The sequence below is a fragment of the Geodermatophilus sp. URMC 62 genome (genome assembly GCF_052931475.1).
The window spans coordinates 2,992,487-3,005,396 of sequence record NZ_JBRFHY010000001.1; the positions used below are offsets into that span (position 1 = coordinate 2,992,487).

13 protein-coding genes are annotated in these 12,910 nt (G+C 72.2%); 11 read left to right on the forward strand and 2 right to left on the reverse strand.

Annotation, left to right across the window (positions count from 1 at the left end):
* Positions 1-42 precede the first annotated feature (42 nt).
* The gene (locus ACU616_RS14545) at positions 43-855 is read right to left on the reverse strand and encodes an IclR family transcriptional regulator domain-containing protein (RefSeq protein ID WP_446759160.1); all 813 of its coding nucleotides are present in this window, start codon (positions 853-855) and stop codon (positions 43-45) included.
* Between the two features lie 338 nt (positions 856-1,193).
* Between ACU616_RS14545 and ACU616_RS14550 the strand changes: the two genes are divergently transcribed.
* The 5 genes from ACU616_RS14550 to ACU616_RS14570 all read left to right on the forward strand — a co-directional run bounded on the left by ACU616_RS14550 (position 1,194) and on the right by ACU616_RS14570 (position 6,098).
* Positions 1,194-1,730 carry a MaoC family dehydratase gene (locus ACU616_RS14550; RefSeq protein ID WP_446759161.1) on the forward strand — a complete coding sequence of 179 codons (537 nt, stop codon included), beginning with the start codon at positions 1,194-1,196 and terminating at the stop codon, positions 1,728-1,730.
* A gap of 188 nt (positions 1,731-1,918) precedes the next feature.
* Positions 1,919-3,229: a CaiB/BaiF CoA transferase family protein gene (locus ACU616_RS14555; protein WP_446759162.1), complete on the forward strand. Its 1,311-nt coding sequence runs from the start codon at positions 1,919-1,921 to the stop codon at positions 3,227-3,229.
* A 4-nt stretch (positions 3,230-3,233) separates the two neighbouring features.
* A complete protein-coding gene (locus tag ACU616_RS14560) occupies positions 3,234-4,394 on the forward strand; it encodes an acyl-CoA dehydrogenase family protein (protein WP_446759163.1) in 1,161 nt (386 codons plus the stop codon).
* Between the two features lie 19 nt (positions 4,395-4,413).
* Positions 4,414-5,247, forward strand: coding sequence for an HpcH/HpaI aldolase/citrate lyase family protein (locus ACU616_RS14565; protein WP_446759164.1), 834 nt, complete (start codon positions 4,414-4,416; stop codon positions 5,245-5,247).
* Between the two features lie 2 nt (positions 5,248-5,249).
* Positions 5,250-6,098, forward strand: coding sequence for an SDR family NAD(P)-dependent oxidoreductase (locus tag ACU616_RS14570; protein ID WP_446759165.1), 849 nt, complete (start codon positions 5,250-5,252; stop codon positions 6,096-6,098).
* 50 nt (positions 6,099-6,148) lie between these two features.
* Here the strand turns inward: ACU616_RS14570 and ACU616_RS14575 are convergent, their stop codons facing one another.
* Positions 6,149-6,430 carry a hypothetical protein gene (locus ACU616_RS14575; RefSeq protein WP_446759166.1) on the reverse strand — a complete coding sequence of 94 codons (282 nt, stop codon included), beginning with the start codon at positions 6,428-6,430 and terminating at the stop codon, positions 6,149-6,151.
* 219 nt (positions 6,431-6,649) lie between these two features.
* Here ACU616_RS14575 and ACU616_RS14580 point away from each other — a divergent pair, with 219 nt between their 5' ends.
* The 6 genes from ACU616_RS14580 (at position 6,650) to ACU616_RS14605 (ending at position 12,886) form a co-directional block, all read left to right on the forward strand.
* The gene (locus tag ACU616_RS14580; RefSeq protein ID WP_446759167.1) at positions 6,650-7,267 is read left to right on the forward strand and encodes a carboxymuconolactone decarboxylase family protein; all 618 of its coding nucleotides are present in this window, start codon (positions 6,650-6,652) and stop codon (positions 7,265-7,267) included.
* A gap of 180 nt (positions 7,268-7,447) precedes the next feature.
* The gene (locus tag ACU616_RS14585; RefSeq protein ID WP_446759168.1) at positions 7,448-8,029 is read left to right on the forward strand and encodes an ABC transporter substrate-binding protein; all 582 of its coding nucleotides are present in this window, start codon (positions 7,448-7,450) and stop codon (positions 8,027-8,029) included.
* Positions 8,030-8,082: 53 nt separating this feature from the next.
* The gene (locus ACU616_RS14590) at positions 8,083-8,970 is read left to right on the forward strand and encodes a helix-turn-helix domain-containing protein (RefSeq protein ID WP_446759169.1); all 888 of its coding nucleotides are present in this window, start codon (positions 8,083-8,085) and stop codon (positions 8,968-8,970) included.
* 135 nt (positions 8,971-9,105) lie between these two features.
* Positions 9,106-10,878 carry an FAD-dependent oxidoreductase gene (locus ACU616_RS14595; protein WP_446759170.1) on the forward strand — a complete coding sequence of 591 codons (1,773 nt, stop codon included), beginning with the start codon at positions 9,106-9,108 and terminating at the stop codon, positions 10,876-10,878.
* Positions 10,875-11,813, forward strand: coding sequence for an intradiol ring-cleavage dioxygenase (locus tag ACU616_RS14600; protein WP_446759171.1), 939 nt, complete (start codon positions 10,875-10,877; stop codon positions 11,811-11,813). The genes ACU616_RS14595 and ACU616_RS14600 overlap by 4 nt, the downstream gene beginning before the upstream one ends.
* Positions 11,810-12,886 carry a maleylacetate reductase gene (locus ACU616_RS14605; protein ID WP_446759172.1) on the forward strand — a complete coding sequence of 359 codons (1,077 nt, stop codon included), beginning with the start codon at positions 11,810-11,812 and terminating at the stop codon, positions 12,884-12,886. The genes ACU616_RS14600 and ACU616_RS14605 overlap by 4 nt, the downstream gene beginning before the upstream one ends.
* Positions 12,887-12,910: the final 24 nt, after the last annotated feature.

Genomic DNA, 12,910 nt, shown 5'->3' on the forward strand with positions numbered 1-12,910 from the left:
CGCCCCGGAGGACGCCGCCCGTCGACGGCGGCGTCCTCCGGGTCAGGGCATGGAACCGAGGGCGCCGGACGGTCCGAGCGCAGCGGAGATGGCCTCGGCAGCCTCGCGCAGCGGCGGTAGGCACTCGCGCCGGATGTGAGCCAGGGTCGTCCGGGCAGAGTTCGAGGAGACGCTCAGGGCGGCGCTCGTCCGGCTGTCCCGCCCGACGACGGGAACCGAGACGGCGCGCAGGCCGATCTCCAGCTCCTGGTCGACCAGGCAGTAGCCCTGCCTGCGGACCTCGTCGAGCTCGGCGCGGAACCGGTCGGGGTCGGTGATCGTGCGCGACGTGTAGCGCTCCAGCGGACGCTCGGCGAGGAACTCGTCCAGAGCGGCCTCGTCGAGCCCGGCCAGCAGCACCCGGCCGGCGGCCGTGGCGGCGGCCGGCAGGCGGCTGCCCACTCCACCCCCGATCGTCATCACCCGCTGCGGGTGGATCCGGGCGACGTACACGATGTCGGGCAGATCGAGCGTCGCCATGGAGCACGACTCGTTGATCCGCTTGACCGTCTCGGCGATCACCGGCCGGGCGATCTCCTCCACCCCGAGGGAGGCGAAGTAGTTCCAGCCCAGACTGAGCACCTTGGGCGTCAGGGAGAACTCGCGACCGTCGGACTTGAGGTGCCCGAGCGCGCGCAGGGTCAGCAGGATCCGCCGTGCTGCCGCGCGGGTCATCGCGGTGAGTTCCGCGACCTCACTGAGAGTCATCGCCGGGTGCTCCCGGTCGAAGGACTCGAGCACCGCCATGGCGCGTTCCAGCTGTTCGAGGCGTTCGCCACCGTCGGAGTTGTCCCGCGCACGGGCACCGGCTTCCATACTCGGAAGTCTACCAACCTGTTCGCTGAGCGAACACACGTCGACCCTGCAGAGGGGTCCGCCTGCACCAGGCCCCGGGTGGGGCGCCAGGCGAGCGGTCGCCGAACAGCGCACAGTCGTACCGCCAGCGAACCCGTGGCAGGATCCGGGTCCGGCTGCCGCGGCCGTCGCGCGCGGGGATGGGTGGACCGTCGCGTCAGCTTCCCCCGGTGGCCCCCGCGCCGAACGACGCACGAGCTGTCGCGGGGCCCTTCCTTCCCTGGTGGACTGGTGGTCGACTCGCGGTACGCGCCCCGAGCACGTCCCGGTGGAGCACGGCAGAGAGGATCGATCAGCACATGGCGCAGGACGAGCTGACCCCGACCGTCCGACCCGGGTGGGAGGGGCGCTTCTTCGAGGACTTCCAGCCGGGGGACGTCTACCAGCACCCGCTGGGGCGCACGGTCTCCGAGGCGGACAACACCTGGTTCACGTTGCTGACGATGAACACGAACCAGTCGCACTTCAACGCGGAGGTGGGCAAGGCGTCGGAGTTCGGCCGGCCACTGGTCGTCTCGACGCTCACGATCGCGATCGCGATCGGCCAGTCGGTCACCGACACGACGCAGAACGCGTTCGCCAACCTCGGCCTCGACGGCCTGGTCCTCACCCATCCCGTGTTCGCCGGCGACACGCTCTTCTCCGAGTCGCTGGTCCTGGAGAAGCGGGAGTCCGGCAGCCGCCCCCAGGCCGGCATCGTCACCATCAAGACGCGCACCCTCAACCAGGACGGGGACGAAGTCCTCTCCTTCCGCCGGACCTTCTACGTCCACAAGCGGGGCGCCGATCTGGCGCGCAGCACCTTCCCGCGTGGCAAGAAGCCCCTGACCCCCTGACCGGCGGCTGGGGGACGCCGGGGCCTCCGGCTCGTGGTGACCTCGGCGTCACGGTGTAATGACCGAACCAGGCGCCGGACCGCACCGCGCTTGTCATTGTTCGCCCAGCGACTTATCGTCCGCTGAGCGAAACTGAGAGTCCGTGACGCTCGTCCGCTCGGCGGAACGGACCGATCGGGAGGAGCACCGTGCCCGGAACGCAGGCAAGCGGTGCGCAGGAGTCGGCCGGGCGCCCGAGGCCGCTCGAGGACGTGCGCATCGTCTCCATCGAGCAGTACGGCGCCGGTCCGTGGGGGACGCTGCACCTGGCCGACCTGGGCGCCGAGGTGATCAAGATCGAGGATCCGGCGTCCGGTGGGGACGTCGGCCGGTACGTGCCCCCGTACAACGAGGACGAGGACTCGCTCTTCTACGAGGCGATCAACCGCAACAAGTCCAGCCTGTCGCTCGACCTGCGCTCGGCTGCCGGCCGCGCGGTGTTCGAGGACCTGGTGCGCGGCAGCGACGCGGTGTTCTCCAACCTGCGCGGTGACGTCCCGGCGAAGATGGGCATCCGGTACGAGGACCTCAAGCACCTCAACCCGGCGATCGTGTGCTGCTCGCTGAGCGGCTTCGGGATGACCGGGCCGCGGGCCAAGGGCCCCGGTTATGACTACATGCTGCAGGGCCTGGCGGGGTGGATGAGCCTGACCGGGGAGCCCGGCGGCCCGCCGACGAAGACCGGGCTGTCGCTGGTGGACTGGACCGGTGGCTACGTGGCCGCGCTGGCCCTGGTGGTGGGGGTGCACGCGGCGCGGCGCGACGGCGTCGGCCTGGACTGCGACGTCAGCCTGTTCGACACCGCGGTCACGATGCTGAACTACCCGGCTGCCTGGCACCTCAACGCCGGGTACGAGCCCGACCGCACCCGGCACTCCTCGCACCCGTCGCTGGTTCCGTTCGGGAACTTCCAGGCGGCCGACGGCTGGCTGGTCGTGGCGTGCCCCAAGGAGAAGTTCTGGCGTCTGCTGGTCGAGGCGCTGGAGCTGCCCGAGGTCGCCGCCGATCCGCGGTTCGCCGACTTCGGCGGACGGCAGCGGCACCGTGAGGCGCTGCTGCCGCTGCTGGAGGACCGGTTCCGCACCAGGACGGTGGAGGAGTGGCTCGAGGCGCTCGGGGCGGCCGGGGTGCCGGTCGCGCCGATCAACGACGTCGCCGACGCCCTGGCCGACGAGCACACCGCTGCCCGCGGTCTGATCGTGGAGACCGAGCACCCCCGGTTCGGTCCGCTCCGTACGCTGGCCTCGCCGGTGCGGGTCGGCGATCCGGCGGCGCTCACCTACCGCCGGGGACCTGCCCGTCACGAGGACGCCGACCGCGTCCTGCGGGACGTCGCCGGCTACGACGAACGGCGGATCCGCGACCTCACTGCTGCCGGAGCCTTCGGCGACCTGGTCACCGAGGAGGACGGCGCTGCCGTCCCCGCGCACACCCCGACCACCGACGTCCCCGTGGAGTGAACAGATGGACTTCAACCTGACCGAGGACCAGCAGTCCTTCCGGAGCGTCCTGCGGGACTTCGTGGACAAGGAGATCGTTCCGGTCGCCCGCGAATGGGAGCAGGCCGGCCGGTACCCCACGGAGATCGTCGAGGGGCTCAAGGAGCTGGGTCTGTTCGGGATCACCGTTCCGGAGGAGTACGGCGGCCTGGACCTGGACCCGGTGGCCTTCGCGATCGTGTTCGAGGAGCTGGCGCGTGGCTGGATGGGGATCGCCGGCGTGCTGGGGAGCCACTCGCTGTCCTGCCGGCTGATCGCCATGCACGGGACCGAGGAGCAGAAGAGCAGGTACCTGCCCGACCTCGCGACCGGCAAGCGGCGCACCGGTCTGGGGCTGACCGAGCCCGACGCCGGGACCGACGTCCAGGGGATCCGCACCGTCGCCCGCAAGACCGACGGCGGGTACGTCGTGCACGGGACCAAGACCTGGATCACCAACGCGCGGTTCGCCGACCCGCTGCCGGTGATGGTCAAGACCGACCCCACCACCACCCCGGCGCACAAGGGCATGAGCGTGCTGCTGGTGGAGCAGGGCACGCCCGGCTACTCGGTGCTCAAGGACATCCCCAAGGTCGGCTACAAGGGGCCGGAGTCCTGCGAGGTGCTGCTCGACGGGGCGCAGGTCCCCGCCGACGCGCTGCTCGGCGGCGTCGAGGGGCGCGGCATGCAGCAGGTGTTGTCCGCGCTGGAGTGGGGCCGGGTCAACATCGCCGCCCGGTCGGTCGGCGTCGCGCAGCGCGCCTACGACGAGGCGCTCCGCTACTCCCAGGAGCGGCACGCCTTCGGGCAGCCGATCGCCGACTTCCAGGCGATCCAGCTGAAGCTGGCGCAGATGGCCACCAACGTCCAGGCCGCCCGGTTGATGGCGTACTGGGCGGCGAGCCGGCTGGCCCTCGGCCGGGCCGACGGACCCACCGGCATGGCCAAGATCTTCTGCTCCGACGTCGCGCTCGAGGCGGCCATCGACTCGATGAAGGTGCACGGCGGGTACGGCTACTCCTCCGAGTACGAGATCGAGCGCCTCTACCGCGACGCCCCGCTCATGAGCATCGGTGAGGGCACCAACGACGTGCTGCGCACCGTGGTGGCCAAGTCGCTGATCAACGGCACGACCGTCGTCGGATGACGCACCGCCGGATCGTCGGGTGCTGACGGCGCGCTCGCACCTGTTCGTCCCCGGGACCAGGGCAGACCTCATGACCAAGGCCGACCGCGGTCCGGCCGACGTGGTCGTGGTGGACCTGGAGGACGCGGTCCCGCTCCCGCGCAAGGAGGAGGCGCGGGAAACGCTGGCGCAGTGGCTGGCGTCCGGGCCGGCCGGTCCGGTGTGGGTACGGCTCAACCCGGCCGAGGAACTGGCCGCCGACCTCGCCGCCCTGCGGCCCCTGACCGACCGGCTGGCGGGCGTCCTGCTCGCCAAGGCCGAGGAGCCGGACGTCGTCGCGGAGGCGGCATCACTGGACCGGCCGCTCGGTCTCTTCCTGGAGACGGCGGGAGCGGTGCTGTCGGCCGCGGCGCTCGCTCGCCTCCCTGGTGTCACCGTGCTGCACCTGGGGGAGTACGACCTCGCCGCCGACGCCGGTCTGGACCCGGGGGAGGACGAGGCGGAACTGGCCTGGGCCAGGGCTCAGGTGGTCTTCGCCAGCGCCGCGGCCCGGCTGGCGCCTCCTCCGGCACCGGTGAGCACCGTCGTCTCGGACACCGCCCGGTTCCTGGACTCGACCCTGCGCGCGGCGCGGCAGGGGTTCGTCGGGCGGATGTGCATCCACCCGAGCCAGGTCCTGGTGGTGAACGACGTCTTCACGCCGGACGCGCAGCGGGTGGCCGATGCCGAGGCCCTCCTGCAGCGCTACGACCAGGCGCTGGCCCGTGGGGCCGGAGTCCTCGTCGACGACAGCGGGCGCATGGTCGACGAGGCCGTCGTCCGATCCGCCCGCCGGGTGCTCGCCATGAGCAGGCCGGGACCGAGCAGGGAGTAGCCGTGCGTCAACTGACCGGTCGGGTCGCCGTCGTCACCGGCGGGGCCAGTGGCATCGGCCGCGCCCTCGTCGACCGTTTCGTGGACGAGGGCATGAAGGTGGTGCTCGCGGACGTCGAGGCCACGGCGCTGGACGCGGCGGTCGAGGAGCTGTCCTCACGTGGGGCAGACGTGATCGGCGTGCGCACCGACGTGTCCGACCGCGCGTCCGTCGAGGCGCTCGCCGAGGCGACGCTGGACGCGTTCGGCGCCGTGCACCTGCTGTGCAACAACGCGGGCGTGGACGCCGGCGCCCCGTTCGAGGAGATCACGCCGGAGACCTGGCGGTGGGTCCTCGACGTCAACCTGTTCGGTGTCATCCACGGCTGCCAGGTGTTCCTCCCGCATCTCCGGGCCCAGGAGGAGGCGCACATCGTCAACACCGGTTCGCTGGCCTCCTTCGCCACGGGGACGCCGACGATGACGCCCTACACCGTGTCGAAGTTCGGGCTCCTGGCGCTGTCCGAGAGCCTGGCCGTCGAGCTGAAGGCCGCGGGGGAGCCGGTGGGGGTCTCGCTGCTGGCGCCCGGGCTGGTGAAGACGCGGATGACGTACTCCGAGCGCAACCGGCCCGCGGGTCTGCCGTCCACCCAGGACCACCCGGCGCGCCAGGCCCTGACCCGCACGCTGGACGAGAGCATGGCCAGCTCCGGCATGGAGCCCGCCGTGGTCGCCGGCATGGTCGTCGATGCCGTCCGCGAGCGCCGGTTCTTCGTGCTCACCCATCCGGAGTCGGCGATCGCCGCCGTCCGGCGACGGCTGGCCTGGATGGAGACGGGGGAGGAGCCAGGCGTCCGGATCGCGGGCACCTGACCTCCTGTCCGGGGAACCTGTTCGGAGCTGCTCGACCTCCGGCAGGCCGATCAGGTCGGTGAACTCGCCGAAGGTCGGAAGCCCGGCCAGCGGGGCACGCCCCCGGTCCTCGAGGTCGCGAGGAGCGAGCGGATGCCGGCGGTGGCCGCGAGCAGGGTGCCGATCGGGTAGAGCACCAGCCTCGGCGTAGCGCCGCGCACGGTCGATCGGTGCCCGCACCTCGTGGGCATGGCCTGGTCCTCCAGGTGCAGGTCGGTGACGCCGGCCTGCTCGTACAGCTGCACGGTGCGCACGACGTTCACGGCGTTGCCGTAGCCCGTGTCGGCGATCACCGGCACGTCGACGGCCGAGACGAGCGGTTCGGGAGCTGTGAGCAGGGAACACAGCCGCGCGCTCGGACCCGTCGCCGTCCTGAGGAGATCTGCCACGGCCGTCCCCCTGTCCGGACACCGGCCGACGCCGCAGTCCAGGAAGGGGCGCCGGGAGCCCCGTGTGGCGGCGCGACCGGGCAACGGTGAGGCTCGATCCCTGTCAGATGCGAGAGGCGCTGCATGAGCGAGGAACTGACCGGACGGCCCGGGCCGGCCGGTCCACCCCGGATCGCCCTGAACCGGCCCGACGAGCTGGATGCCGAGCGAGCGCGGCTCTACGAGGAGATCGCCGGCGGCCCCCGGCGCGGCCAGTCCTCGGTGGTCCCGCTGACCGACGGCGACGGGCGGCTGCTCGGGCCCTTCGCGGTGATGCTGCTCGCGCCGCGGGTCGGCTCCGCCGTCCAAGCGGTCGGTGCGGCGCTGCGCTTCGACCGGTCGCTGACGGAGCGGTCCCGTGAGCTGGCGATCCTCACCGTCGCTGCTCATCGTCGCTCGGAGTTCGAGTGGCTCGCTCACGAGTCGGCGGCGCTCGCCACGGGCCTGCGCGCCGGTCAGCTCCAGGTCCTCCTGGACGGCGGGATGCCCCCGGACCTGGACGCGGCGGACGAGGTCGTCGTCCGCACCGTCCGACGCCTGTCCGTCGACGGGACGCTCGACGACGAGGGGTTCGGCGAGGCGGTGTCCGCACTGGGCACCGAAGCTCTGGCCACGCTGGTCTGGCTGGTCGGCTACTACGGGATGCTGGCCACCGCGCTGGCCACGTTCCGGCCGCCGCTGGCCGCCGATCCGGCCGGGTGAGCCGAGCCGCGCGCGTTTCGTGCGGCAGGAAGAGCGTGAACGTGCAGGAAGAGTCCGTGTGGTGGGCCTGGCTCACACTCGGGTCCCCTGTGTGCCTCGTTCGTGACCGAAGGAGGAGTCGTGCGCCGTCGCGCTCCCCTCTGAGGGCCCCTCCGGGGTCTCGCCCTCACCACAGCCGGCGTGCTCGTGCTCAGCGCCTGCGACGGCAGCCCGGACGACGGGGACGGTGGCGGCGACGGCGACGGCGGCAGTGATACCCTGGTCATCGGCTACGTGACCCCGCAGAGCGGTGCGCTGGCACCCTTCGGCGAGGCCGACGCGTTCGTCGTCGACCAGATGACCGACTACTTCGCGGAGAACCCCGTGGAGCTCGGCGGCACCGGCTACGACGTGGAGATCGTCGTCAAGGACACGCAGTCCGACTCGCGGCGGGCCGGTGAGGTGGCCGGCGAGCTGATCAACGACGACGGGGCCGACCACCTGCTGCAGGACGACCTGGCCGACCTCGGCAACTGGTACCTGGTCATCGTCGGCGCGGTGGCGATCGCGATCACGCTGCTCGCCCCGAAGGGGCTGTGGGGGCTGACCGGCGGACGGGTGTCGGTCTTGCCGACGGGCTACCGGGTGGGGAGGCCGGGACGGGCCACCACGGAGGCGGACGGCGTCCGCGGCCGTTCCAGCGGCGTCCGGCGCTCGATCGGGGGGACACCGGGACACGTCGGCCTCGACCGAGCGCGGGAACGGCGGGCAGTCGGCGGTTAGTGTGTGGGCCGCGCCACGCGAGCACCCATGCCGGTCGTCCAGAGGAACGGTCCGTGTCGAGTGAACTAGGGCTCCTGCACACCAACGGCATCCTCCGGCAGCCGTGGGTGACGCCCGAGCGGACCAGCGCCGGTCTCGGGTGGGACCGGCAGTACCTGTCGGTGCAGCGGGAGCGTCCGTACCGTGAGTCCTTCGCGGCGGCCGGCACGCACCTGGTGATCCTGCACCTGGACGGACCGGTGACGGTGCGCCGTGGCCTGGGCAGGGCGAGCCGCTCGCGCGAGGTGCCCGCCAGTGGCCTCTTCATCCATCCCGCCGGCCGCGACCTGACCGTCGAGCTGGGTGGGGCGCTGAGCACCGTGCACCTCTACCTCAGCGACGAGGTCCTGCGGGACGCAGCCGGGGAGGACCGCCCGGTCGAGCTCGCCGAGGAGCTCGGCACCAGCGACCGGCTCCTGGAGCAGCTCGTCCTGTCCATGGACGAGACGCTGCGCGGCTGGGAGCCGACCGCCCGGACCTACGTCGATCAGCTGGGCAGCATGGTCGCCGCTCAGCTGGTCCAGCGCCACGGCGCCGGCACCGCCGGCTCCGGTGCTGCCCGCGACCGGACCGCCGGGGGACTGGGGGACCGGCAGTTCGCAGCGGTGCGGGCGCTGATGCAGGAGCGGCTGGGCGAGCCGGTGCCGCTGGCCGAGCTCGCTGCGACCGCGGGGCTCAGCGTGAGCCAGTTCAGCCGGCAGTTCAAGGCGCGGACCGGGCTGGCGCCGCACCGGTACCTGCTGGGACTCCGGGTCGACCAGGCGTGCCGGCTGCTGCGCACCGACGCGACCCCCATCGCCGAGATCGCCGTCCGCTGCGGGTTCTCCCACCAGGAGCACCTGACCCGGGTCATGCGCGCGCACCTGGACACGACCCCCGGGGCAGTGCGCCGCGGATCCTGAGCGCGTCGCAGCCCCGGCGCCTGCCGGCCGTGCGCGTTTCGTGCAGTGAAGTGGGCCAGAACGTGCAGGCGCTCCCGCTGTGGCAGGCTCCAGACTCGGTCAGAGCTGTGACCCGCGCTACAAGGGAGGCCACCCGTGGCAGACTTCGACACCGACGTCCTCGTGATCGGCAGCGGGCCGGCCGGAGCCTCGGCCGCCCTCGCCCTGGCCACCTACGGCGTGACGACGACGGTCATCACGAAGTACGGCCGGCTGGCCGACACGCCGCGGGCGCACATCACCAACCAGCGCACCATGGAGGCTCTCCGCGATCTCGGTGTCGAGGAGGAGGTGATGGCCGAGGCCACGCCGCAGGAGCTGATGGGCAACCTCGTCTACTGCACCTCGATCGCCGGTGAGGAGCTGGGCCGGCTGCACAGCTGGGGGACGCGGCCCGACCGGTTCGCCGACTACTCCGCGGCCAGCCCCGCGCGGATGTGTGACATGCCGCAGGACCTGATGGAGCCGGTGCTGCTGCACAACGCGCAGTCCCGTGGCGCGAAGGTGCGCTTCGACACCGAGTACCTCTCGATGCAGCAGGACGACGACGGGGTCACGGTGCACGTGCGCGACCGGCTGCGCGGCGACGAGTACGACATCCGCGCCCGGTACGTCATCGGCGCCGACGGTGGGCGCAGTCAGGTCGCCGAGGACATCGGCCTGCCGCTGCGGGGGCAGATGGGCGTCGGCGGCAGCATCAACATCGTCTTCGAGGCCGACCTGTCCCACCTGGTCGCCGACCGTCCGTCGGTCCTGTACTGGGTGCTGCAGCCCGGTGCCGACGTCGGCGGTATCGGTGCCGGCCTGGTGCGCATGGTGCGGCCGTGGCACAAGTGGCTGATCGTCTGGGGCTACGACATCAACGGGCCGGCGCCTGACCTCACCGAGGAGTACGCGCTGTCCATCGTCCACAAGCTGATCGGCGACGACTCGGTCAAGGTGTCGATCACCTCCAGCTCGGCGTGGACGGTCAACCACCTGTCCGCCGAGCGGTACTCCACCGGTCGCGTCTTCTGTGCCGGTGACGCCGTCCACCGGCACCCGCCGTCGAACGGCCTGGGCAGCAACACCTCCATCCAGGACTCCTACAACCTGGCCTGGAAGCTCGCCGCCGTCCTCAAGGGCCAGGCCGGTCCGGGGCTGCTGGACACCTACTCGGCCGAGCGGGCGCCGGTGGGCAGGCAGATCGTCGACCGGGCCAACCAGAGCATCGCGGACACGTCGCGGATCTTCGACGCCCTCGGTCTGCTGAACACCGCCGACCCCGAGCTCATGGTCGCGCACATGGCCGCCCGCAAGGACGCCACGCCGGAGGCGGAGAAGCAGCGGGCGGCGCTGCGCGAGGCGATCGCGTTCAAGGACTACGAGTTCAACTGCCACGGCGTGGAGATGGACCAGCGGTATGAGTCCTCCGCCGTGGTACCCGACGGCACCCCTCCGGAGCAGCCGGTCCGCGACCCGGAGCTGTACTCCCACACCACGTCGCGGCCCGGTGCGAAGCTGCCGCACGCCTGGCTGACCACCGACCACCGCCGGCAGATCTCGACCCTCGATCTCGGTGGCCGTGGCCGGTTCACCGTCTTCACCGGCCTCGGCGGGGAGAGCTGGGCGCGTGCGGCGTCCGCGGTGGGGGAGCGGCTGGGCATCGACGTCGCCGCCGTCGTCATCGGTCCCGGACAGGAGTACGACGACCTGTACGGCGACTGGGCGCGGGTCCGCGGCATCGAGGACCGTGGGGTGCTCCTGGTCCGTCCCGACAACTACGTCGCCTTCCGGCAGGCATCCGCCGCTTCCGAGACGGAAGCCGAGGCGGCGCTGGAGACCGCCCTGCGGACGGTGCTCGACCGAGCTGAGGAGGTGCGCTCGTGACCGGGCGTGAGCTGTTCACCGAGGAGCGATCGGGCGAGGTCGTCGCCGCCAGCTTCGCCGACACCCCCGACCCGCGGCTGAAGCAGATCATGACGTCGCTGGTGCAGCACCTGCACGCGTTCGTCAAGGACGTCGAGCTGACCGAGGAGGAGTGGGGCTTCGCGATCGACTTCCTCACCCGCACCGGGCACATGAGCAACGAGGTGCGGCAGGAGTTCATCCTGCTCTCCGACGTGCTCGGTGTGTCGATGCTGGTGGAGACGATCAACCACCGCACCGGCGGCACCTCGACCGAGTCGACGGTGCTGGGGCCGTTCCACATGACGGAGTCCCCGGTGCGCGAGCTCGGCGACGACATCAACATGGACGGGAAGGGGATCCCCTGCCTGGTCTCGGGTCGGGTGACCGGTCCGGACGGCGAGCCGCTGGCCGGTGCGGTCATCGACGTGTGGCAGACCAACGAGGACGGGTTCTACGACGTCCAGCAGCCCGACGTCCAGCCGCCGGGCAACCATCGCGGTCTGTTCACCGCCGACGAGGAGGGGAACTACTGGTTCCGCTCCGTGGTGCCGCGGTACTACCCCATCCCGGACGACGGCCCGGTGGGGCAACTGCTGGCTGCCACCGGACGGCACCCCAACCGGCCCGCGCACCTGCACTTCATCGTCGCGGCCGAGGGCTACCGGCCGGTGACCACGCACGTGTTCGTCGCAGACTCCCCGTACCTGGACTCCGACGCGGTCTTCGGCGTCAAGGACAGCCTGATCCGCGACGTGCCCGAGGTCGACGATCCGGACCGCGCGGCCGAGGTGGGGCTGGAGAACCCGTTCCGGACGCTCACCTTCGACCTCAGCCTCCTGCGTGCCGACCAGGCGCCCCCGGCCGCCCAGCCGGCCGACGCGCAGCCGACCGTCGTACGAGGCGCCCCGTCGTGATCGCACCCTTCACCTACCAGGCGCTGCCCATGCGCGTGGTGTTCGGCGCCGGCTCGCTGGCGCAGCTGCCGGACGAGGTCGCCGCGCTCGGGCTGACCCGGGTCCTGGTTCTCTGCTCGCCCGAGCAGGAGGACACCGGCAAGCAGGTCGCCGACGCCCTCGGAGACCGCGCGGCGGGGGTGCTGGCCGAGGCCCGGATGCACGTGCCGGTCGAGGTGGCCACCCGGGCCCGGGACCTCGCCGGGGAGCTGGGCGCCGACGGCTGCGTGGCCGTCGGCGGCGGCTCGGCGGTCGGCCTGGGCAAGGCCATCGCGCTCGAGCACGGGCTGCCGGTGATCGCCGTGCCGACGACCTACGCCGGCTCGGAGATGACCCCGGTCTGGGGGCTGACCGAGGGCGGGCAGAAGCGCACCGGCCGCGACATCCGCGTGCTGCCGCGCAGCGTCGTCTACGACCCGGAGCTGACGCTGACCCTGCCCGCCCAGATGTCGGCCACCAGCGGAATGAACGCCATCGCCCACGCCGTGGAGGGGCTCTACGCCCCCGACGCCACCCCGATCGTCTCGCTCATGGCCGAGGAAGGCACCCGCGCGCTGGCCGCCGCCCTGCCCGCCGTGGTCGCCGACGGGTCCGACCTCGACGCCCGCGGCGAGGCCCAGTACGGCGCCTGGCTGTGCGGCGCGGTGCTCGCCGCCACGACGATGTCGCTGCACCACAAGCTGTGCCACACCCTCGGCGGCACGCTGGACCTGCCGCACGCCCAGACGCACACCGTCGTCCTGCCGCACGCGCTGGCCTACAACCAGCCCGCCGCCCCCGACGCGGTCGCCGCCCTCTCCCGCGCGCTCGGCGGGGTGGACGACCCGGCCCGGGAGCTGTGGGAGCTGGCCGGCCGGCTGGGCGCACCGCGGTCCCTGGCCGAGCTCGGCATGCAGGAGGCGGACATCCCGCGCATCGTCGAACTCGCGGTCGCCAACCCCTACGCCAACCCGCGGCCGGTGACACAGGAGGGCGTCACCGCACTGCTCGAGGCGGCCTGGTCCGGCCGGTCGCCCGGCAGCCCCGGCTCCTGACGTAGCCGCGGCACGGTCAACCCA